General features: G+C 70.4%; 20 protein-coding genes. 8 read left to right on the forward strand and 12 right to left on the reverse strand.

The genetic code is table 11. The features are described 5' to 3' along the window. Positions 1 to 115 precede the first annotated feature (115 nt). Positions 116 to 1,294 (forward strand): hypothetical protein, encoded by a 1,179-nt coding sequence (locus tag Q0Z83_RS11055; protein WP_317793764.1) that lies wholly within the window; start codon positions 116 to 118, stop codon positions 1,292 to 1,294. Here Q0Z83_RS11055 and Q0Z83_RS11060 read toward each other — a convergent pair whose 3' ends face one another. Further along, positions 1,295 to 4,951: a S8 family serine peptidase gene (locus tag Q0Z83_RS11060; RefSeq protein ID WP_317793765.1), complete on the reverse strand. Its 3,657-nt coding sequence runs from the start codon at positions 4,949 to 4,951 to the stop codon at positions 1,295 to 1,297. It lies immediately after the preceding gene. A 147-nt stretch (positions 4,952 to 5,098) separates the two neighbouring features. Here Q0Z83_RS11060 and Q0Z83_RS11065 point away from each other — a divergent pair, with 147 nt between their 5' ends. Further along, a complete protein-coding gene (locus tag Q0Z83_RS11065) occupies positions 5,099 to 7,288 on the forward strand; it encodes an AAA family ATPase (protein ID WP_317793766.1) in 2,190 nt (729 codons plus the stop codon). Positions 7,289 to 7,290: 2 nt separating this feature from the next. On the opposite strand, the gene Q0Z83_RS11070 is transcribed toward Q0Z83_RS11065, so the two are convergent. Then, a complete protein-coding gene (locus Q0Z83_RS11070; RefSeq protein WP_317793767.1) occupies positions 7,291 to 7,884 on the reverse strand; it encodes a GrpB family protein in 594 nt (197 codons plus the stop codon). 91 nt (positions 7,885 to 7,975) lie between these two features. Between Q0Z83_RS11070 and Q0Z83_RS11075 the strand changes: the two genes are divergently transcribed. Next, complete coding sequence (locus tag Q0Z83_RS11075; protein ID WP_317793768.1) at positions 7,976 to 8,206, forward strand: hypothetical protein; 231 nt, start codon at positions 7,976 to 7,978, stop codon at positions 8,204 to 8,206. A gap of 4 nt (positions 8,207 to 8,210) precedes the next feature. On the opposite strand, the gene Q0Z83_RS11080 is transcribed toward Q0Z83_RS11075, so the two are convergent. Continuing rightward, a complete protein-coding gene (locus Q0Z83_RS11080; RefSeq protein ID WP_317793769.1) occupies positions 8,211 to 9,221 on the reverse strand; it encodes a carboxypeptidase-like regulatory domain-containing protein in 1,011 nt (336 codons plus the stop codon). A gap of 199 nt (positions 9,222 to 9,420) precedes the next feature. On the opposite strand from Q0Z83_RS11080, the gene Q0Z83_RS11085 reads away from it, so the two are divergent. Beyond that, positions 9,421 to 9,885: an SRPBCC family protein gene (locus tag Q0Z83_RS11085; protein ID WP_317793770.1), complete on the forward strand. Its 465-nt coding sequence runs from the start codon at positions 9,421 to 9,423 to the stop codon at positions 9,883 to 9,885. 50 nt (positions 9,886 to 9,935) lie between these two features. Here the strand turns inward: Q0Z83_RS11085 and Q0Z83_RS11090 are convergent, their stop codons facing one another. Beyond that, positions 9,936 to 10,403, reverse strand: coding sequence for a GNAT family N-acetyltransferase (locus Q0Z83_RS11090; protein ID WP_317793771.1), 468 nt, complete (start codon positions 10,401 to 10,403; stop codon positions 9,936 to 9,938). A gap of 242 nt (positions 10,404 to 10,645) precedes the next feature. On the opposite strand from Q0Z83_RS11090, the gene Q0Z83_RS11095 reads away from it, so the two are divergent. After that, the gene (locus Q0Z83_RS11095; protein ID WP_317793772.1) at positions 10,646 to 12,661 is read left to right on the forward strand and encodes a cellulase family glycosylhydrolase; all 2,016 of its coding nucleotides are present in this window, start codon (positions 10,646 to 10,648) and stop codon (positions 12,659 to 12,661) included. A gap of 86 nt (positions 12,662 to 12,747) precedes the next feature. Next, on the forward strand, positions 12,748 to 13,773 hold the full coding sequence (locus tag Q0Z83_RS11100; protein WP_317793773.1) for a LacI family DNA-binding transcriptional regulator: 1,026 nt from the start codon (positions 12,748 to 12,750) through the stop codon (positions 13,771 to 13,773). Between the two features lie 28 nt (positions 13,774 to 13,801). Here Q0Z83_RS11100 and Q0Z83_RS11105 read toward each other — a convergent pair whose 3' ends face one another. Next, the gene (locus Q0Z83_RS11105; RefSeq protein ID WP_317793774.1) at positions 13,802 to 14,524 is read right to left on the reverse strand and encodes a hypothetical protein; all 723 of its coding nucleotides are present in this window, start codon (positions 14,522 to 14,524) and stop codon (positions 13,802 to 13,804) included. A 137-nt stretch (positions 14,525 to 14,661) separates the two neighbouring features. Then, positions 14,662 to 15,675, reverse strand: coding sequence for a hypothetical protein (locus Q0Z83_RS11110; protein ID WP_317793775.1), 1,014 nt, complete (start codon positions 15,673 to 15,675; stop codon positions 14,662 to 14,664). Positions 15,676 to 15,746: 71 nt separating this feature from the next. Here Q0Z83_RS11110 and Q0Z83_RS11115 point away from each other — a divergent pair, with 71 nt between their 5' ends. Next, positions 15,747 to 16,373, forward strand: a complete 627-nt coding sequence (locus tag Q0Z83_RS11115; protein ID WP_317793776.1) for a TetR/AcrR family transcriptional regulator — start codon at positions 15,747 to 15,749, stop codon at positions 16,371 to 16,373. A gap of 81 nt (positions 16,374 to 16,454) precedes the next feature. Here the strand turns inward: Q0Z83_RS11115 and Q0Z83_RS11120 are convergent, their stop codons facing one another. Continuing rightward, the gene (locus Q0Z83_RS11120) at positions 16,455 to 16,847 is read right to left on the reverse strand and encodes a TIGR03668 family PPOX class F420-dependent oxidoreductase (protein ID WP_317793777.1); all 393 of its coding nucleotides are present in this window, start codon (positions 16,845 to 16,847) and stop codon (positions 16,455 to 16,457) included. Positions 16,848 to 16,906: 59 nt separating this feature from the next. Here Q0Z83_RS11120 and Q0Z83_RS11125 point away from each other — a divergent pair, with 59 nt between their 5' ends. Beyond that, the gene (locus tag Q0Z83_RS11125) at positions 16,907 to 17,527 is read left to right on the forward strand and encodes a hypothetical protein (RefSeq protein WP_317793778.1); all 621 of its coding nucleotides are present in this window, start codon (positions 16,907 to 16,909) and stop codon (positions 17,525 to 17,527) included. Between the two features lie 8 nt (positions 17,528 to 17,535). On the opposite strand, the gene Q0Z83_RS11130 is transcribed toward Q0Z83_RS11125, so the two are convergent. The 5 genes from Q0Z83_RS11130 to Q0Z83_RS11150 form a co-directional block, all read right to left on the reverse strand. Continuing rightward, positions 17,536 to 18,153: a hypothetical protein gene (locus Q0Z83_RS11130; RefSeq protein WP_317793779.1), complete on the reverse strand. Its 618-nt coding sequence runs from the start codon at positions 18,151 to 18,153 to the stop codon at positions 17,536 to 17,538. 3 nt (positions 18,154 to 18,156) lie between these two features. Further along, positions 18,157 to 18,864: a hypothetical protein gene (locus Q0Z83_RS11135; protein WP_317793780.1), complete on the reverse strand. Its 708-nt coding sequence runs from the start codon at positions 18,862 to 18,864 to the stop codon at positions 18,157 to 18,159. 37 nt (positions 18,865 to 18,901) lie between these two features. After that, positions 18,902 to 19,363: a GNAT family N-acetyltransferase gene (locus Q0Z83_RS11140; RefSeq protein WP_317793781.1), complete on the reverse strand. Its 462-nt coding sequence runs from the start codon at positions 19,361 to 19,363 to the stop codon at positions 18,902 to 18,904. Positions 19,364 to 19,454: 91 nt separating this feature from the next. After that, entirely contained in the window at positions 19,455 to 19,787 is a 333-nt protein-coding gene (locus Q0Z83_RS11145) for a hypothetical protein (RefSeq protein WP_317793782.1), read from the reverse strand. A gap of 56 nt (positions 19,788 to 19,843) precedes the next feature. Continuing rightward, positions 19,844 to 20,848, reverse strand: coding sequence for a hypothetical protein (locus tag Q0Z83_RS11150; RefSeq protein WP_317793783.1), 1,005 nt, complete (start codon positions 20,846 to 20,848; stop codon positions 19,844 to 19,846). Positions 20,849 to 20,905 lie beyond the last annotated feature (57 nt).

Genomic DNA, 20,905 nt, shown 5'->3' on the forward strand with positions numbered 1-20,905 from the left:
CGGATGCGCGGTCTGGCGGGACCGGTGGTAGAGGAATCGGCATGGCGGCACCTGCGCTGTTGCGCGCACCGCAATGAATCATCGGTCTGATGCGGACGATCGACATACTGAGCGTGTGCGCAACCTTCGATCATTTGTGGCCGGCGTCGTCCTGGGGGCGGTGGGGATGTCGATCCGGCACAGATCGATGACAGCGACGCCGTTGCCGGTGCGCGACGCGCGGACGGCGCCGCCGGGACCGGAGCCGGAACCGCAATCGGACACAGCACCGGAACTGGAGGGTAGTGCACCGCAGCTCAGGCCCGCCAAAGCATCTGTGGTCGCCCGCCTCGTGGCGTGCGTCCTCGGCTGGCTGCTGCTTGCCGGTGGCCTCCTGATCGGCTACGTGAAGTACGGCGAGGTGACGGCGGTGCCCGAACCTCAACGTGAGGCCGGCAGCGTGCTCCTGTACTTCGACCGGCCGGGTGTCGAAGCGCGGCTGGAAGTGCGTGTCGATGAACGGCGCACCGGCTTCGGTGAGTCCAGATACTTCATCAATGTGTCGAAATCCGGTGAGAGCGGCGAACTTGGATTCATGTTCGTCGCCACCGGGGCAGGCAGGGCGACCGAAGTGTATCCGGCGGGCACCGCCAGGGACACGGTGAACGGTTGCTGGGACAGCATCGATGGCTTCTATGGCCTCGTGCCGCGCTGCCATGACACTCGAATGCCGCCCGGCCCGGGTTACTCGACCTCGGATGCACTCGTCGAGTCCCAGGTGATCACCGGCACCATCCGGCGAGACGCTGATGGCCAGATGATGACCGAGGTGTGGCTGTGGTCCGACGACGACTTCATCGAGAAGGGCGGTAAACGGACCTACTTCTCGTTGCCGAAGGTCGGAACGTCGTACCTGCCGCCCGGTTATCGGGCCGGAATTCCTTACGGAAAGCCGGGCGAGCCGAAGACGTACGTGCCCGAGAAGCTCGACGTCACCCTTATCTACCGTGACCTGAGCTCACGGGACCGGGTCGAGTCCGTTTCGCCGGAGCCCGCCCTCCCCGGCAAGTTGGCATGGGCGGAAGCCGATGCCTCTTCGATCGCACCCCGCGGATCCATCGTCGACATGGTGGTTGAGGATCAGAACCAGAACCTGATCTTCCTGATCGGTGCCTTCCTCGGTGTGGCGTCCACGCTTCTGCCCATCCTCGCTGTGCAATCACGAAAGCTGGCTGAAGACCTCATCGTGCTCGTCCGCACCAGGGTGCCGACGATGCCGGGCCGCGACGATGGGCGTCGCGACCCGGCACCGTGATCACTTCAGGCCGAAGGCCCGGGTGATCGTCTGTTCGACGCGGTTGCCGTGCGCGTCCGCGGCGGTGGTGCGGAGTGTGACGTGCTGGGCGTTCCGCGGCGCCTTCAGGTCAGCGGTCCAGCCGTCGGGCGTGCGGTGCAGGCGCTGACGGACCCAGGTGACGCCGTCGTCGTAGGACACGTCGAGCGTGACCGAGGTGATGGACCGGCTGCTCGGTGCCCCGGGCAGGTGCGACGGGGTGACCGTGATCGGCGCCGACCGGGCGGCCCAGTGCGTGATGTCGGTGTCCACCCGGTAGTCCAGCTGGATCAGCGGGATCCGGCTGGACTTCGCGTCCGAGACGAAATCCCAGGTGGTACGGGTACGCGTCGAGTACGGATACGAGGTGGAGTCCCGCGAGGTGGTGGTGACCAGGCGGTACGGCAGCCGTTGGGGGCTGAGTCCGGAGTTCCGGTCGATCCAGTTGTACTCGTTCTGCTCGATGACCTTCCCGCCCTGGGTGAGGGTCGCGGTCATCTCGCCGCCGTCCGGGAACGCCACCCCGGCGTGGTTCGCACCCGAGTCGCCCCAGCCGGGGATCTCGGCCACGATCCGGTCGCCGTCGCGGTGTGGCAGCGTGACCGCGTCGTTGATCCGCGGCCGCTGGATCGCGCCCAGCCACGTCTCCCGGGTGCGGCTGCCCGGCCGGTATGCGGTGCTGCCGCCGAGCTGGAACGAGTACCGGTCGTCCATGTCGGTCGACCATGTGACGTCCGGCTGCGCGGTGACCCAGTCGGTGCGGAACCGATCGGAGCGCATCAGCGTGGTCGAGCCGACCTTCACCGGCATGTCCGGGTGGTAGTCGTAGCGCTTCTCGGAGATCTCCCGGTCCGAGGTGCTCTGGAAGTCGACGTCGACGCGGGCGAGGTCACGTTCGGCGGGGCGGTAGGTGACCGACTTCGGCACCCCGTCCGGCCAGTAGCGGACCAGGTCGTAGAGGTAGTCGGTGGTCGGCTGGGAGTCGACGCGCAGGGTGACCGGGCCCCGGGCGAGCCGGGTGATCAGCTGTTCGCCGCGGTCCTTGGTCAGCGACACCACCGCGAGTCTCGTCCGGCTGGTGGCGTCGAAGTAGCGCCCCGGCTCGGTGTTGACGATCGCGAGCATCGCCGCACCGGCCTTCTCCGCGGCCGACACCTGATCGTCGAGGTCGCCTCGCCGTACCACCGCGATCTTGCCGTTGAGGTCTGTGCCCTGGCCGGCGAAGACGGCTTGCATCTGATGCACGCCCTCGGTCGGTGGGGTGGAGCCGGGCAGCAGGATCAGGTCGTCGAAGGCGTCGCCGAGCGACAGGACCGGCTGGGTCTTGCGCCAGCGGGCGGTGATCGACATCCGGCCGTCGCGGGCCTTCTGGCCGGGCACCACCCAGACGCTGTCGTAGAAGCGGGGCAGGATGTACGCGTCCGTGGCCTCGGCGGTCTCGCCCAGCTCGCGGTGGTAGTCGAGGCGCAGTTCGGCGGTGGCCGTGGGCTTCGGGGTGATCGCCTGGACCTCGCGGGTCGCGGCGGCCCGCAACGCGATCGCGGTGTCCTTCTCGACGACCACGGTGGGTTCGCTGAGCAGGGCCATGCCGCGGGAGTTCGGTCCGCGGGCGCCCTCGACCTGACCCCACATCCAGACCGCGTAGCGACCCTGCGGCACGAGCACGTCGATCGGGCGGCCGTCGTAGGTGACGAAGTTGTAGTAGGCACCGGCCGGGTCGCCGTCGCGCAGCAGCATGATCTCGCCGGGCATCGGCTCGCCGTTGCGGCCGGTCGGCGTGATCGTCAGGTGCCGGGGCTGGTCCTCGGTGCTGAGCCCGACGACCGTGTCGGCCACCCGGGTGCCGCCGGTGCTCGCGACGACGTCGCCGGTGAACCGGCCCTTCTCGGTCACGCTGCCGAGGTCGGCCGAGACCGTCACGGTGGCGGTGCCCCCGGCCGGCACGGTCACGTGCGTGGCGGACAGTTCGATCAGGTCCGGGCCGTCCAGTGTCAGGTCCAGTTCGACCGTGGCGGTGCCGGTGTTGGTGTAGGTGATCGGCCGCTCGGTCGTGCCGGTGGGCTCGTCGGTGAGCGGGTGGATGCCGAGGTAGGCGGTGGCCGAGGCGAAGATCGTCGCGCTGCTGGTGGCGGCGATGTCGAGGCGGCCGCTGCCGGCTTCGTACGGCCCGAAGTCGGGAGTCTGCCGGGCCGTGCTGACCAGGGCGTCCTTGAGTTGCCCGCCGGTCCAGTCGGGGTGCTGCGCGGCGAGCAGGGCGGCGGCGCCGGCCACGTGCGGGGTGGCCATCGAGGTGCCGCTCATCGTCCGGTAGAAGCCCTCGCCCTCGGACGAGTACTGCGATCGGGCGGCCAGGATGTCGACGCCGGGTGCGGTGATCTCCGGTTTGAGCGCGCCGTCGACCAGGCGCGGGCCACGGCTGGAGAACTCGGCGAGCCGGTCGTCGGCGTCGACCGCGCCGACGGTCAGGGCGGCGTCGGCGGCACCGGGCGAGCCGACCGTGGTCTCGGTCGGGCCGCTGTTGCCGGCCGCGATCACGAACAGGGCGCCGGTCTCGGCGCTGAGCCGGTCGACCGCCACGCTCATCGGGTCGGTGCCGTCGGTGGGCCCGCCGCCGAGACTCATGCTGACGACCTTGGCCCTGCGGTCGCGGGCGGCCCACTCCATGCCGCTGATGATCCAGGAGTCCTGGCCGGAGCCGCCGTTGTCGAGGACCTTGCCGATCTCCAGGTCGGCGCCGGGGGCGACACCGCGTTCCCGGCCGTCGGACGCGGCGCCGGTGCCGGCGATCGTCGACGCCACGTGGGTGCCGTGGCCGTGGCCGTCGGTGACGTCCTCACCGGGCACGAAACTGGCGGTCGACTCGATGCGGCCGGCCAGGTCCGGGTGGCCGGCGTCGATGCCGGTGTCCAGGACGGCGACGTCGATGCCGGCGCCGGTGTCACCACCCGACCACACCGCTGGGGCGCCGATCTGGGCCACGCTGTCGGCCAGGGTGGCGTGCACCCGGCCGTCCAGCCAGACCTTGTCGATGCCGTGCGCGAAGGCCGGGGCCGCGCCGGTCGTCGGTGCGGTGAGTGCCGGGGCCGCGCCGGTCGTTTGTCCGGTGAGTGCCGGGGCCGCGCCGGCCGTTCGTCCGGTGGGTGCCGGGGGCGCGCCGGTCAGCGACGACCAGAAGTCCTTGGCTCGGGCCCGGTCGGTGTCCACCGCACGGCCGTTGATGCTGGGCAGGGCCCGTACCTCGGTGGCGGCCTCGGGAAGGACCTCGGCACGTTTGGCGAGGTTCGCGGAGTACCCGAGGATGACCGGCAGCCGATCGGTGGCGGCGTCGCCGTAGCCCTCGCGAAGCAGGTAGGTGATGTTGAACAGCCGCTTGTCCAGACGGCCGGCGGCGACGTAGGGCAGGACGCCGTCCGGATAGACGTAGGTGTCCGGGCCGACAGTGGTGATGTGCGAGCCCTCCGGGCCCTGCACCGCGGTGCCGCCGGGCCGGACGGTCACCTTGTCGCCGGTGATCAGGGTGATCGTGGTGCTGGTGGCGGGGGCGCTGTGCGCCGGCGGGGATGCGGACGCGGCCGCGGGCGGGGTCACCGCGACCGCGGTCAACACCAGCACGATGCCGCCGATGGGGAAGATCCTCAACGTGTTACCTCGACTCGATCAGAGGCCTGAAGTGCCGGTGACGCTACAAGCGCGCTGATCGATACGAGCGCTGTCGATCTTGGCCGTTAATGATCACGAAACCGAATGCGCAGTCACTGGAAACACGGTGAACTATCGTCCTCTCTGGTGTCTCCGCTGACCGCGTTCTTCGCCCTGCCCACGCCCGGCCCGTTCGTCGGGCGGCGCCGGCTGCTCGGCACCCTGCGCGCCGAACTCGCCCGGCCGTCGGCGTTGGTGCTGCTCAGCGTGGAGGCCGGAGTCGGCAAGAGTCGGCTGGTGGTCGAGTCGCTTCAGGACAGTGGGCTGCCGGTGATCGTCGCCCACTGCGACGACCTGCGTGAACCACAGCCGCTCGGGCCGTTGATCGACGGGCTCCGCGTCGCGCACGCCACGGACGCTCTCAACGAGCTGCTGCCGCCCGCCCTGCCGGACCCGGACGCCGAACGCGCGCGGCTGCTGCGCTCGGCGGCCGCGCTGCTGGCCCGGCTCGCGCCCGTCGCGCTGGCCGTCGAGGACCTGCAGATGGCCGATCCGGCCACCCTGCAACTGATCGATCATCTCGGCGCGCACCCCGTACCGGGACTGAAGGTTCTGATCACCGTGCGCGGCAACGAGTCGCCGCCCGGCTGGCAGCCGGGACCGGCCGTGAAACGCCTGCGGGTGCCGCCGCTGACCCGCGCCGAGGTCGGCCGGCTCGCCGCCGCCCTGCTCGCCGGATCCGACGCCCTCGCCACCCACCTCTACGAACGCACCGCCGGCATCCCGTTCCTGGTCGAAGAGGTCGTGCGGTCGCTGCTGACCGACGGTGATCTGGAGGCGATCCGCCGGCAGCCGGACACGCTGGCCGACTCCGCGGTCCCGGCCCTACTGCGTGACGTGCTCGTAGCGCGCCTGAACCACCTCGACGAACGCACCCGCGAAATCCTCGGCGCGGCCGCCGTCCTCGGCCAGGCAGCAGACGCACGACCGCTTTCCATCATCGTTCAAACCGGCGAGGGTACGATCACCGCCGCGCTCCAGCAGGCCCGGGCGATCGGATTGTTCCACCAGCGAGACGGGCGGCTGTGGTTCCGGCACACCCTCGCGCGCCAGGTCGTCCACGAGCTGCTGCCGCCGATCACCCGGCGGTTGCTGCACCTGCGCACGGCCCGCCTACTGGAAGATCAACAACCTCGGCCGTACGCGCGACTCGCCCACCACTACCGTCAGGCCGACAGCCCCGCCGATCACGTCCGCAACGCGGAGGCCGCCGCCGACCTGGCCGTTGCCCGTGGTGACGACGGCACCGCCGTGCGGTTCCTGCTCGACGCGGTGTCACACGCCGGGTTGCCCCGCCCGATCCGGGTCCGGCTGGCCGGAAAACTCGGCCGGTCGGCGATCGAGAGCGTGGCCCAGACGTCGGCCATCCCGGTGCTGCGTTCCCTGATCGCCGACCGTCGTCTGCCGCCCGGCGCCCGCGGTGAGCTGGGGCTGGCGCTCGGGCGGATGCTGCGCCAGCAGGGTGAGGCCCGGGCCGGCTACGCGGAGATCGAGCGGGCGGTGCCGTACCTGCGTCAGGCCGGACGCCGGGCACGTGCCCTGGCCGTACTGTCGGCGCCGGACACCGTCGTCGACCGGCATCTCCGCGAGCATCAGGCGCTCTGCGCACAGGCCGCCCTCGCCGCGGCCGAGTCGGGGGAGCCGTCGGCGGTCCTCGCGGTCGAGATCGCCCGCCTGTCGCTGCTGCTGGAAAGCGGTGATCCGACGGCCGGTCCGGCGATCACCGCCGCCGCGGCCGGGCTGGCCGGTCATCCGCGGGAACGCGCCCGGGCCTGCCTCAACTGGGCCCAGGGCGCCCTGCACGTCGGCGACATCACGCTGGCCGCGTCGATGCTGGCCACCGGCCGTCGGCTGGTCGACGACGCCGACTACGAACGGTTGCGTCCGCTCGTCGAGTTGACCACCTTCGGTCTCGACCTGGCCCTCGACCGGCGCGACGGACTGGTGGAGAACCTGCTGGGCTTCCTCGCCCGGCCACACCGGCTGCCGCTGGCGATGCCCGACGCACGCCTGTATCTGGCCCGGCTGCGCCACCGCCAGGGCGATTCATCCGCCGCCGAACAGGGCCTGCGCGAGGTGATCGCCGAGGCCGCCCGGGTGGGCGCGGCGTGGCCGCTGATCCCGGCCCGCACGGCACTCGCCGAGGTGCTGCTCGCCCGAGGAGCCGACGCCGAGGGCCGGGCCGAGGCCGCAGCCGCCCTGACCCTGGTCCAGGCCAAGGGCCTACCCGCGTGGGGTCGCGACGCCACCCGCCTGCTGTCCCCGGTGCCGCGCTGACTTCAGCGCAGTCCCGCGCGTCTGAGGATGGCCACGATCACGTCGGTCTTGCCCTGGATGTAGCCGGCGGTGGAGAGCGGACTCCGAGCGGCTGCGGCGCTCTTCTCTGCCGCGTAAAGGTCGCGGTCCTCGGGGTGGGAGCGCAGCCAGTCGCGGAAGACGATGTGGCGCAGGTGCTCGTCGCAGTCCGGGCCGAAGACGTGCAGGTTGATGTCGTGATCTGCGGTCCACAGGCATCGATGCTGATACCAGTGTGGGTCGCGGGCTCGGAGCAGGTAGCCGGCGGCGGTCAGGTCCGGGACGTAGGCGTCCTCGTCGGCGGGATCGGCCACGATCAGGTCGATGTCGATGCGGTCCTTCGCGGGAAGCCCCGGTACGGCGGTGGAGCCGACATGGTCCAGCTGCAGGACCCGGTCCTGCAGGGCGGCCCGGATCCGGACCTCCGCACGCCGGTACCGTGCCGGCCAGTCCGGGTCGTAAGGGCTGAGGGTGATGGGGGCCGACGGCCTGTCCGGAGACCGGTCGCCGACGACGCGCTGCGCCATCTGCTCCGGTGTGGCGAACACGGACGGCGGCGGAAGCGGGGGTGTGCGCACGCCGAAACGGTACCGTCGCGGGCTGGTGGCTTGCGGAGGGTTTTACGGGGGCTGGAGGTTGCCTTGAGGGGGTGGGGCGACTCTTTGGGACATGAACATCACCCCCGCCGAAATCAAGCCGATGCCCGCCGCCGACCTCACCTGCCGGGTCACCTACCCGAGCCTCGGCCGGCAGATCGTCGACAGCATGGTCATCCTGGGCCGGACCGGTCTGATCACCGGGGTCGGTGCGGTCGTCCTGCTGGGCACGGCGATGGTCATCGCGTATGCGGTGGCCGGTGCGTTCGGGCTACTCGGCTTCGACGCCTCCGCCGGCTACTGAGGACTCACCTGGACCGGCCGCGGTCCTGGATCGGCAGCAACTGGGTCGCCGCGAGCTGCGCCGGGACCGGGCGGGTGTTGCGGCGGCGGACCACCACCAGCGCCAGCACGCCCAGTCCCACGACGACCAGCAGGCCACCGAGGGCGAACGGCAGCGGGCCACTGCCCTCGTCGCTGACCGCGTCGAAGTCGGGGGCGGCGAGGGCGTCGACGCTCGCCTTCGGCGCCGGCGTGTCCGGGTCCGCGACGAACGGTGTAGCCGACACCGACGGTGACGCCTTGGTGGTGAGCTCGGCCAGCGCGGTGAGGGTCACCGGCACGGTCGCGGTGTCACCGGCGGTGCCCTGCACGGTGGCCCGGGCGGTGCGGTAGCCCTTCTTGGTCGCGACGACGCCGATCGTGCCCGCGGAGATCGGCGCGGCGTCGGTCGACCTGATCGCGAACCGGCCGTTCGGGCCGCTGGTCGTCCGGTACTCGTGGCCGGCGCCGTCCTTGACGGTCACGGCCACCCCGCCGACATTCTCGCCGTCGGCATCACGGACCCGGCCGGTGACCCGGTCCACCTGGGCGGCCGGTGTTCCGGTGCCCGGTGTGGAAGCGCCCGCGCCGTGGACGTACACCATCTTGAAGTCGAAGTTGTTCTGTCCCGCGAGCCGGACCGCGACCGAGATGTTGAGACCGGTCGTCTCACCCGGGGCGGCGGGCGGTGCCACCACGGTGGCCGTGAAGTCCTTGCTGCGGCCGGGGCCGAGGCTCGGTTCGGCCCGGCAGCCGGTTCGGCAGGGCAGGCCGCCGCCGACCACCACGATGGCGGTCTCGGCCGCGGACCCGGTGTTGGTGACGCGGAACCGGACCCGGACCGTGTCGCCGGGTTCGACGTTCTCCGCCGACACGCTCAGGATGCTGATCGGTTTCGGTGCGGCCGCCACGGGTGCCGCCGACACCGCCAGGGTGCCTGCGGCCAGCGCGAGCAGTGCGACGGCACGGGTCCATCGGGCACGGGGGCTCGTCGTCACGTCCATCCACCTTCTCCACGGTCCGGCAACAGCGGTCGACACTATGCCGTGTTCGGGCGGATTCCGCGACCCGGGGAGGCGCTTCGTGCCCGGTATCCGTCGGAAACGCGATGTCCACCACACGAACCGTTCCTCCGCCGTTCGTTTCGGCCCGCCCGCGCCGGGTAGTTCACGAACACCCTGAGTGAGGAGAAGTATCGTGAGCACCGTTACCGAGTCCGTGGACGTGAACGTGCCGATCGGCACCGCTTACAACCAGTGGACCCAGTTCGAGGACTTCCCGAAGTTCATGGACGGCGTTGAGTCGATCACCCAGCTCGACAACCGCCGCACACATTGGGTGACCAAGGTGGCCGGGCAGACCCGCGAGTTCGACGCGGAGATCACCGAGCAGCACCCCGACGAGCGGGTCGCGTGGAAGAGCACCGGCGGCGACACCAAGCACGCCGGCGTGGTCACGTTCCACCGTCTGGCCGACGCCGAGACCCGGGTGACGATCCAGCTCGACTGGGAGCCCGAGGGTATCGCCGAGAAGGTCGGCAGCGCGGTGGGTGTGGACAGCCACCAGGTGAAGGCCGACGCGAAGCGGTTCAAGGAGTTCATCGAGAGCCGTGGTACGTCGACCGGCTCGTGGCGCGGCGACGTCGAGCGCCCCGGTATCTGATCAACGACACGGCAGCGGCCGGCGCGTCGAGCGCCGGCCGCTGCGTCATGTCATGCCCCGGCGGCCCAGCTGAGCCATTCCGGGTCGTGTTCCCAGCCGTTGCGCTCATAGAACGGCACGGCGCGTGGGCTGGAGTGCACCGTCACATGTTCCAGCCGCAGGTGGCGGGCCTCGTCCAGCACGGCGGACATCAGCAGTGCGCCGACCCGCCGGTCGCGTAGTTCGGGGACGACGAAGACGGACTGCACATCGCCGCCGCGCCGGGTGTACCGGTCCGCGGTGGGCACCCGGTCGAGGACGGCGAGCCAGGCCATCCCGACGACCTCGCCGGCCGCCTCGGCCACGAACGCCAGGTGCTGCGGATGATCCCGCATCCAGTCGGCGAGTGTCGCGACGAATTCGTCCAGGTTGTCGCCGGCATAGCCGTGGTCCTGGGTGGCCCGCCGCCAGCGCAACCCGGCCAGGGCGGGTGCATCGGCATCGGAGGCCCGGCGCACCGTCACATCGATTTCAGCCATGCCGGTGATCCTGGTGGACGTGGGCAACGTTCCGAATGTTTCTCTCCGTCATCGAGATCTGCATCGGAAAGTTTCAGACGCGAGGGGCGTGAGCTGGTGACGTAAGGTCGACTCAAGCGAAGACATTGACGAGTTTCGTTGTTAAACATAGCCTCGTGCCTGGAAACTTTCGTCCTGCGGACCGCGGCCACTCTCCCCAGGTGCGCCGCACGTCCATCCCCGGCACGAGGAGAGCACACTCCATGACCCCGCGATTCAGAAGACGATCGCTGGTCGTCGCCGCCGCTGTGATCGGCCTGCTGGCCGGCACCGCGACAACGGCCACCAGCGCCCAGGCCGCCACCGGATGCCGCGTCGCCTACACGGTCGGCGCGCAGTGGCCGGGCGGCTTCACCGGCGACGTCGCCGTGACCAACCTCGGCGACGCGATCAACGGCTGGAAGCTCACCTGGACCTTCCCGGCGGCCGGCCAGTCCGTCGGCCAGTCCTGGGGCGCCGACGTCGTCGCCTCCGGCGGCGCGGTCACCGCGACCAATGCGAGCTGGAACGCCTCGATCGCCACCGGCGGCACCGTGTCGTTCGGGTTCAACGGCTCGTGGTCGGGCAGCAACCCGGTGCCCGCCTCCTTCACGCTCAACGGCGTCGCGTGCACCGGCGGCACCTCGACGCCACCGGCGCCGTCCGCCCGGGACACCGTCGCCGCGATGCAGCCCGGCTGGAACCTCGGCAACACCCTCGACGCCATCCCCGACGAGACCAGCTGGGGAAACCCGCTCACCAGCCGGGCGCTGCTGCACAAGGTCAGGTCCGAGGGCTACCGGAGTATCCGGATCCCGGTCACCTGGGCCGATCACCTCGGCGCGGCGCCGAACCACACGATCGACGCCACCTGGCTGGCCCGGGTCAAGCAGGTCGTCGACATGGCACTCAGCGAAGACCTCCACGTGCTGATCAACCTGCACCACGACTCGTGGCGATGGATCAACACCTACCCGACCGACGCCACCGTCCTCGACCGGTACACCGCCGTGTGGACCCAGCTGAGCAGCACCTTCCGCGACTACCCGGCCGAACTGGTCTTCGAGAGCATCAACGAGCCCGACTTCACCGGAGTCACCGACGAGCAGAAATACCGACTGCTCAACACCCTCAACACCAGATTCGTTCAGCTGGTACGGGCCACCGGCGGCCACAATGCCACGCGTGTCCTGGTCCTGCCGACGTTGTGGACGAACGCCGAACAGCCTCGCCTGGACGCACTGAACGCCACCTTCACCGCGCTGAACGACCCCTACCTGGCCGCCACCGTCCACTTCTACGGCTGGTGGCCGTTCAGTGTGAACATCGCCGGCGGCGTGCGGTACAACGCCGACGTCCGCGCCGACCTCAACGGGACCTTCGACCGGGTCAAGGCCTCCTTCCTGGACCGCGGCATCCCGGTCATCGTCGGGGAGTGGGCGCTGCTCAACTGGGACCACAACCGCCCGGGGGTCATCGAACGCGGCGAGTTCCTCAAGTTCATCGAGGAGTTCAACCACCGGGCCCGCACCACCGGGGTCACCACCATGGTCTGGGACGCCGGGCAGTTCCTGAACCGCACCACCCTCACCTGGCGGGACCAGGTCGTCGCCGACATGATGAAGGCCGGCTGGACCACCCGTTCGGCCACCGCCTCGTCCGACCAGATCTACCTGCCGAAGGCCGGCGCCATCCCGGCGAAGTCGCTGACCCTCAACCTCAACGGCACCACGTTCCAGGGCCTCTACCAGAACGGCGGCGCGCTGGCCGCGAGTGACTACACCGTCTCGGGCGACACGCTCACCCTCACCGCGGCGGCGCTGACCCGGCTCGCCGGCGACCGCGCCCACGGCGTCAACGCCACCGTCGAGGCCCGCTTCTCCGCCGGTACGGCCTGGCCGATCAGCATCATCTCGTCCGACCAGCCGACCCAGTCGGCCACCACCGGCACGACCACCTCCACCACCGTGCCCACCCAGTTCAAGGGCGACCAACTGCAGACCATGGAGGCGGTGTACGCCGACGGCAGCCCCGCCGGACCGGCCGACTGGACGACCTACAAACAGTTCTGGGAGCACTTCCAGCCCGACTACACCGCGAACGTGATCATCCTGAAGGAGGCGTTCTTCGCCGAGGTCGACGATGGCCCGGTCACGCTCACCTTCCACTTCTGGAGTGGCGCCAGCACCACGTACAGAATCAGCAGATCGGGAACGACCGTGACCGGCGCTCCGGTCTGAGGGATCGCGGTGCCCCGCCCGGCTCGGGCGTTAGTATCGATCACCGCCCATCGGTGGTCGGGCGGGGCGGGCGGGAGGGCGGACAGGTGGCCGAGACACCACACGGCGGTGACCCGTCGTCGAGGCCCGTCACGATCGCCTACATCGCCGAGTCGGCCGGGGTGTCGATCCCGACGGTGTCGAAGGTGATCAACGGCCGGTCCGGTGTCTCCGCGACCACCCGGGCCCGCGTCGAGGGCCTGATCTACGAGCACGGCTACCGCAAGGCCACCGCCGGCCAGCGGCGCAACGTGCTGGAGCTGGTCTTCCGCGACCTGGAGAGCATGTGGGCCGTCGAGATCATCCGCGGTGTCAAGCAGGTGGCCCGCCGACACCGACTGGGCGTCACCGTCTCCGAGTCCGGTCTCGACGAGTCCGATGAGAGCACCTGGGACGACACCGTCTCCCGGCGCCCGCAGTGTGTGCTGGCCGTGGCGCACCTGTCCGACGCCGAGCGCGAGGAGCTGACGGCCAAGGACATCCCGTTCGTCGTCTTCGACCCGACCGTCGAGCTGCCGTCCGACGTGCCGTTCGTGGGCGCGACCAACTGGACCGGCGGGCGGACCGCCACCCGCCACCTGGCCGATTTGGGGCATCGGCGGATCGCGATGATCGGCGGACCCGAGCACGTGCTGTGCTGCCGGGCCCGGCAGGACGGTTACCGGGCCGGGCTCGCCGCCTCCGGGCTGCCGGCCGACCCCGACCTGATCCTCAATGCGCCGCTCACCCGCGAGGCCGGATTCGCCGCCGCGACCCGACTGCTGCGCCTGCCCGACCGGCCCACCGCGGTGTTCGCGGCCAACGACCTACAGGCGCTCGGCGTTTACCAGGCCGCCCGCGAGATCGGGCTGGCGATCCCGGCCGACCTCAGCGTGGTCGGATTCGACGATCTGCCGGTCGCCGAGCTGGTCGATCCGCCGCTCACCACGATCCGCCAGCCACTGAGCGAGATGGCCGTCGCCGCGACCGAGCTGGCGATCGCCCTGGGCCGCGGCGAGCAGCCCCCGCAACGCGGCGTCGAGATCGCCACCACGCTGACCATCCGGTCCAGCACCGCCCCGCTCGGGGACTGACCTTGCGCCGGTCCTGGGCGCCGACCGGCTACGGCCGGCCCGCGATCAGGGTGGTCGCCGCGTCGAGCAACGAGACGGAATCGTCGGCAGCGAGTAGTCGCAGCGTCAGGTAGGCGTCCGTGGCGCCGGGTGCCGTACCGATTCTGATCATGTCGAGCGCGAGCTGGATGGTGGATCTCGTCGAGAGCGCCTCCGCGACGCCCTCGACGAGTTCGTCGACGCCGGGATCCGACGTGGATCCGTCCTCGGAGCCGTCCGGCCACGGCAGGTCGGGATCGTAGGCCGCACGGATTCCGGCCGCGATCGGCGCCATCGTGGCGGGGTCCGGGCCGTACAGGTCGAGGGTCGCGACGGTGGTCCCGCTGCCGGTGAAGAGCGGAACCGACACGACTCCCATCCCCATGCCGGCCGCGGTGTCCCGGAACCCGGGCCACTCGATCGTCGCGGCGAGTCCGTCGGCGGCCGGGCCCGGCTCGACGTGCGGTGCCGGCTCGCCGGGGAGATCGGGCGTGGCGTCGTCGATCGCCTCGACGAGGTCGGGGCTCGTGGCCACGGTGCTGCTGCCGTCGTCCGGCCGGGGCGTGATCGCGGCGTAGGTGACGATGCCGATCCGGTGCGCGGCCAGCCGGGCCACGACCTGCAGCCGGTCGCCGATTTCGGGCATGTCGTCGGGAGTCTCGGCGAGCGTGACGAGTGCCTGGGCCAACGGCGGACGTGTGCTGATCGGAGTCTGCGTCAGTGGGAATCCCATCCTCCGCTCCTTCCTGCGGCCGGTGTCAGCGGTAGAGCATCGGAGGTACCCTGACCGAATCAGTTCACACGACTCGAGACGCCGCCACCGGGTTCCGGAACCGGCGGGCCGCCTGGTCGGGCCGGTCGGGCGACGTTTCACCGCAACCGGAGGCTGTCCAGCAGGTTGACGGTGTCGATGGTGACGTGCGGGGCGATCGCGTGGTACGCCCACACGTGGACCCAGGCGTTGCCGGTGCGCTGGGTCAGCACCGCCTTGATGATGCCCGGCCCCAGGTACTGCAGGAACAGCAGGATCACGGTGAGCACTGCGGCGTCGGCGGTGTCGTAGACCGCCCACGACTCGAAGACGTGGATGACCGCGTAGGCGACGCCACCGAGGATCGCCGTCGTGGCCGGAGAGCCGGTCAGGCGGGCGAACCGGGGCAGCAGGATCGCATAGATGAAGATCATGATGGGCAGCACGGTGCCGAAGAAGTTGACCGTGAACGCCAGCGGGATGCCGATCAGCAGGTCCCGGGCGCTGAGGTCGAAGATCGCACTGCTCAGCCCGCCCAGTTCGGCGACCGTCTCGATCGCCAGGATGACGACGATCAGGACGGCGTCGCCCCGTCGGTCGGAGGACCGCAGGCTGAGCTGGGTGGTCGTGTAACCGCGGCGGCGGAACACCAGATAGGGGATCACCGCGAAACCGATGAGGTTGTACGCCACCCAGCCGGCGACCCAGCCCGCGTGCAGAGTCTCGCCGTGCAGGCCGTAGATGGTGCCCGGCAGATGCAGGCTGTACGCGTGTTCACCGGCGAGCTTCCCGATCATTAGGCCGCCGATGCCGACCAGTACGCCGTACCCGATGAGGGTGTAGGTCTCCCGGCGGGCGACCGTCGGCTCGGGTGAGCGTTGTGCCAAGTCGATGCGGGGTCGTCGCCGGGTGAGGGCGAGGGTGACGGCGACCAGGATCAGGGGCAGCACCAGATTGATCTGCCCGCTGATCACCGCGCCGGAGGCGGTCTCCGGGTGGTGGCCGCGCTGGATCGGCAGCCCGTCGGCGGCGAGCAGGAAGACCGTGGCGCTGCCGAGCACCCAGAGGGCGGCGGTGATCTGCACGCTGCGCTGCCGGAGAAGCCGGCCGATCGTGCGGGATTCGGTGGTCATGGCACTCTCTTCTACCGGTTATAGATTCGTCTACAACCTATAGAGAACTGGAGAGCTGTCAAGATGGCCTGATGGGTGCCACCGGATCGCCGCGGGCCAGATACCGCGAGCAACTTCGCGACGAGATCAAGCAGGCGGCGAAAGGGCAGCTGGACACCGCCGGCGGAGCGGCCGGCCTGTCGCTGAACGGGATCGCCCGGGAACTCGGCATGCGCGGGCCGTCGCTCTACCACTACTTCGCGTCCCGCGACGCGCTCCTGGACGAGCTGTTGCTCGACACCTACCGCGAGGTCCTCGACGGGATGCGCGAAACCGTCGCCGCGGCACGGGCCGACGACCTGCCGGCACTGGCGATCCTGCGCCGGGTGGCCCTGGAGTACCGCGCCTGGGCGATCCGGCGGCCGGCCCTGTTCGATCTGCTGTACGGGCGCCCGCTCCCCGGATACCAGGCGCCACCGGAGACCGGGCCGCTCGCCCGGGAGAACCTGGTGATCATCATCGGGCTGATCCATGAGGCCCGAGGCGCGGGCGGCGACGAGCTGCGGGAGACAGCCGTGCGGTTCCTCGCCCGCCTGCACGGGCTGATCACCCTGGAGGTCAACGGCCACCTGGCGCTGATGGTTCCCAGCCCGTCCGAGGTCTACGCCCGCGAGGTCGAGGCGGTCCTGACCTGGGCGGTGTCACCGGACGCTCCCTGAGCCGCCCGGGACCGCCGCGTCGGCGACCGGTCGAGGACCGCGGCGACGATGTCGCGGCGGGCGGGATCGCTCGACGCGGGATCAGGGACGCCAGACCGACCAGCGGTCGACGGTGATCTCCAGGAACGGCCCGGGTGGCGGCGTGGCCCGGTAGTGCGGGTAGCGGGCGGACAGTGCGGCCAGGCCCTCGGGGGAGAGGTCGACGATGCGGGCCGTGCCGTCGGCGCGCACCCACCACAGGGCCGACCAGTCCTCCTCGTAATGGTCGGCCAGCACGCTGACGTGCGGGTTCGCCCGGATGTCGGTGAGCCGGCGCAGGTTGCGGGTGCGTTTGGGTTTGCCGTCGACCGCGGTGTGGATGGTGTCGCCGACGATCGCGAACACGATCGGAACCAGGTGGGGGACGCCGTCGGCATCGGCCGTGGCGAGCCGGGCGACCCTCGCCGACGCGAACAGTTCGGCGGCCGACGTCACCACCCGATCGTACTGCGGCAGGCGGTCCGGGGTTGCGGTCGCATGTTCTACTGCTGACCATGCGGCAACGGGCGGGTCTGATCCTGGGTGTGGTGGTGCTCCTCGCCGGGATCGCCGCGGTGGCCGGGTGGCGCTGGTGGCAGGGCCGGGCACCGTACGGGCCGGAGGCACTGCGGGCCTCCGCGACGTTGCGGCTGGTCGATCAGGCCACCGCGGACGCGGCCCTCGAACCGGCCGGTGCGGAGATCCCGACCGGCGACGATGACCAGATCCTGCTCGGCACCGTCTCCTGGACCGCACCGCAATCCCCGCAGGGCACGTCACTCCGGATCGTCCTGCTCGACAAACGCCGCCATCTGCTGCCCGGCTTCCTCACCGCGAAAGCACCCGACCCGCAGAGCATCGGCACCGGCATGGACGGATCTCTCGATCTGGCCCAGCAGCGGTACGACTGGCTGGCCGCCACCGCAACCAGTGAGAACGCCGGCAGCATGATCACGGTGTCGTCGACGCAGGCGTCCCCGGTGACGTTCCAGACCGTGCTGCACCCCGCGCGCCCGGACACCCCGCCCGAACACCGGGTCGCCACCGCACCCGTGACCACCGACGACATGCTGGTGGCCCTGATCTGCGTCGGCGCCGACGGCCGGGTCCACTGGGCGCAGCGCCTCCTGAACTGATCCACGCTCTAGGTGATCTCGGTCGTCGGGAACGGCTCCAGTCGGTTCGTGATGCGCAGCCACTCGGCGAGGTCGGCGGCGAGGACCGGGTCGGTCACCGAGGAGGCGAGCGGGGCGAGGTCGGCGAGCATCCCCTGGATGTCCATCAGGCGGTGATAGTCCTGGTAGTCGTCGGTGGCCTGGAGCGCCTCCAGGGTCTTGGCGCTGTCCTCGTCGGCCGGGAGGGCGCGGAGTTGCGCCGCACGGGTGAGCGCGTGTGACCGCGTCATGGTGATCCCGGCGAGCGTCAGGCGTACCAGATGATCGGTTTGAAGGTTTGCCGGAAGGCCGCCGGTCGGTGGCATCAGGTCCCTGAGCTCGATGAGGTGACCGATCGCGAGATGGATGGGATAACCGCGTTTCAAAGCCCATTCGATCAAGGACCCGGCGAGTACGGCGTCCGCGCGCGGCCGGGTCGTCGGCCATCCGCGCCGCTCGTAGCGGACGTCGGAGATCGCCGACTCGATCAGCGGCAGCCAGTGGGGGACCGGCGCCGCGCCGGCCGGGATGTGCTCGTCGAGCCACGCCCGGCGAGAGTCCGGGGCGGTCTGGAGGAGGCGGAGGTAGAAGTCCTCGTAGGCGGTCATCGGCTACTCTCCGGGCTGGAAGGCCCGGTCGGACACGTCGGCGACCAACTCGGTGAAGTCGGTGCCGTAGGCGGCCGGCTCGACGATCTTCAGGACCAGGGCGAACGGGCGGTCGGCGCCGTACTTCTGGTGCAGGGCGATGTGGTGCGCGGCCAGGTAGCGGGCGCCGGCCAGGTTGCTGCCCGCGCTCAGGCCGCCGAGGAAGAACACCGGGTGCCCGCCGGCCGGACCCCAGAAACGGGCCAGCAGGACGTAACTGATCTCCGGGGTGAGCGTGTACTCGGTGCCGCCGACGGTGAACGACAGGCGCCGCTTCTCCTCGTTGTAGACCGCGTAGCGCACACCGCGCAGGATCGTCCGCAAGTGGGTGGCGGCCCGCGGGTTGGCCTCGCCCGGGCCGCCGACGCAGAACTCGGTGAGCCGGCCGATCTCGCCCGTCGGCTGACCCTCACCGACCCGGTCGGCGTGCGCCCCGCACTCGCGGGCGATGGTCGCCAACTCCACCAGCGCCGCGACGTCACGGCGATGCACGCTGAACTCGCTCGGCGACGACGCGTGCCGCGACACCACCATCAGGCAGCTGGTTCCGGCGGTGAGCCCGAAGAAGGCCCGCTCCCGACCCAGCTTGCGGCGGCGCACCAGGAAACCGGCCAGCCACACCGACGTACCGGCGATGATGCTCGCCAACAGATTGATCAGAAGGTCACCCACGCTGTGATGATGTCCGATGTGGTCGACCCGGCGGCGGTCAGGGCCGATACCGCATCCGCGGCAGGAGCCGTCCGGGGGTCACGGTCGACGGCACGGTTCCGATGCGTTCGGCGCCCATCGCGAGATAGAAACCTTCGGCGTACGGGTCCGCCTCGATCAGCACTTCGGTCAGGCCCGAGGCGGCTGCCGTGGCCATGGCATGCGCCCAGAGGCGTCGACCGACTCCGTCACCCATGCCGGCCGGCTCGACCCACAGATTGTCGAGTTCGCCCACCGGCGGGGTGCAGTCGAGGGTGTAGAAGCCGACGACCGTGCCACGCGCCTCGGCCACCGTCGCCCGACGCGCGCCGAGTTCGTCGGGCCGGAGAGTCAGTGCCGGACGGCATGCCTCCAAGAACGCCTCGTCGTACCCCCAATGGGCCTTCGACCTGAACGCCAGACCACTCAGCAGCCCGGCCTCGTCGCCACGAGCCGGCCGTATGTCGATGACAGTCTTCATCAAGACAGTGTGCCGGTCCGCTCCAGTACCCCGGTTCCGCTGACGCCGGTCGCTCCAGGGATCGTCCATCCGAGGAAGCCGGCCGATACGCTCAGGGCTCCTGGCTCAGGTACCGGACCGGTTTGCCGAGCGACTCCGCGTAGGCGATCTCGCGCCGGGTCGACTCACCGAGGTAGCCGCCCGGATCCACGATGTACACCTCGTCAGCCATCCGGATCTTCTGGAAGTGCACGCGGCCGAGCCGACCCTTGAGATCCGAGCCGTCGACTGTCCAGTCGTAGTCCGGCAGGTCGGGGAGCCGGAACATGCCGAGGCTGATCACCACGCATCCGGCCAGTGTGAGTCGTTGGTTCACCTCCGCGAACTCGGCCTCGAACCTGGTCGAGCCACAGAGCGTGATGATCGTTGCCTGCTCGTTCACCATGAGGTTCATGATCGGTGAACGGGCGGGGCGAGTCCATCGTCACCCCCGGCCCCCGCTCATTCGTCCGGCAGCAGCATCTCGTTCTTCTCGGGTTGACCGGAGAAACCGCCGTACACGCGATTGGGGCCGGCGATGAGCGGAACCACGGCGGTCTTGGTCAGTTCGCGAACGGTCGTGCCGTCGTCGAAGCCGTTCTGCACGCAGCCGGCGTAACGCATCGTGACTTCCGAGGTGCCGGTCGCGGACCGTACCAGCAGCAGGATGATCTGGTCGCCGTGCGCCACTTCCGGCAGGCAGTCGGCCGGTGTATCCAGGCTGTGACCGACCGGCGCCGCGGCGATCTGCCGGATCTCCTCCGCTGCCGCCGGGCCGTCCAGGCGCAGGCTGGAGAGCAGACGCGGCGACGGCGACCGGGTGGAGAACCCGTCCGGCAGCGGATACTTGCAGACGGAGATCGAAGTCACGTCACGCAGTGCCGCGACGTCGACCGGCGGGCTGGGACGCAGGTCCGGACCGGTACTGATCCGATGACCGGTCGGACAGCCGGCGCTGTCGACCGTCACCTGATGAATGGTGGCGGCGATGCGGTCCCGCCACTCCTTCGGCGCCTGAATGATCACTTCGACGCCGTCCCGGCGCACCGTCGTCCGGTCGCCCGCGTCGTCGGTGCCGTCGCCTTCGTCCGTACGCTCGAAGCCGACCGTCCACCCGGTGTTCTTGATCAGGAACTCGCCCGGCGGGCCCTGCTCGACGCCGCAACCGATGGCCGGGACCCCAGCGCCGGGGCGGGAGACCGCGGGCGGATTGTTGCCCGGTTTGATGCACCACGCGTCCAGCCGGATCGCCTGATTGTCCCACCCCCAGTCGGCGGGCACACCGACCTGGACACCGCCGAACGACTCCCAACGCCAGCCGGCCGGTAGCTCCGGCCGGCCGCCGACCGATTCCGCCGCCGAAGGCGGTTGCGCCGACGCCACCGGCGTGGGGTCCGCCGGGCGGGCACACGCGGCCGACAGTCCCGCCGCTGTCACGATCGTGACCCACCTGACCACGCTGTGCATTGCCCCTCCCGTGGGGTCGCTCTGACCATACCGATGATCGGACGCGGGCGGGGCATC

Source organism: Actinoplanes sichuanensis, assembly GCF_033097365.1.
Lineage (GTDB): Bacteria > Actinomycetota > Actinomycetes > Mycobacteriales > Micromonosporaceae > Actinoplanes > Actinoplanes sichuanensis.

What these genes read in the sequence shown, in the direction of transcription:
- Q0Z83_RS11075 (WP_317793768.1), top strand. Translation starts at nt 7,976, where the DNA reads ATGAACATCACCCCCGCCGAAATCAAGCCGATGCCCGCCGCCGACCTC.
- Q0Z83_RS11140 (WP_317793781.1), bottom strand. Translation starts at nt 19,363, where the DNA reads ATGAAGACTGTCATCGACATACGGCCGGCTCGTGGCGACGAGGCCGGG.
- Q0Z83_RS11145 (WP_317793782.1), bottom strand. Translation starts at nt 19,787, where the DNA reads ATGGTGAACGAGCAGGCAACGATCATCACGCTCTGTGGCTCGACCAGG.
- Q0Z83_RS11090 (WP_317793771.1), bottom strand. Translation starts at nt 10,403, where the DNA reads ATGGCTGAAATCGATGTGACGGTGCGCCGGGCCTCCGATGCCGATGCA.
- Q0Z83_RS11095 (WP_317793772.1), top strand. Translation starts at nt 10,646, where the DNA reads ATGACCCCGCGATTCAGAAGACGATCGCTGGTCGTCGCCGCCGCTGTG.
- Q0Z83_RS11105 (WP_317793774.1), bottom strand. Translation starts at nt 14,524, where the DNA reads ATGGGATTCCCACTGACGCAGACTCCGATCAGCACACGTCCGCCGTTG.
- Q0Z83_RS11125 (WP_317793778.1), top strand. Translation starts at nt 16,907, where the DNA reads ATGCGGCAACGGGCGGGTCTGATCCTGGGTGTGGTGGTGCTCCTCGCC.
- Q0Z83_RS11150 (WP_317793783.1), bottom strand. Translation starts at nt 20,848, where the DNA reads ATGCACAGCGTGGTCAGGTGGGTCACGATCGTGACAGCGGCGGGACTG.
- Q0Z83_RS11130 (WP_317793779.1), bottom strand. Translation starts at nt 18,153, where the DNA reads ATGACCGCCTACGAGGACTTCTACCTCCGCCTCCTCCAGACCGCCCCG.
- Q0Z83_RS11115 (WP_317793776.1), top strand. Translation starts at nt 15,747, where the DNA reads ATGGGTGCCACCGGATCGCCGCGGGCCAGATACCGCGAGCAACTTCGC.
- Q0Z83_RS11110 (WP_317793775.1), bottom strand. Translation starts at nt 15,675, where the DNA reads ATGACCACCGAATCCCGCACGATCGGCCGGCTTCTCCGGCAGCGCAGC.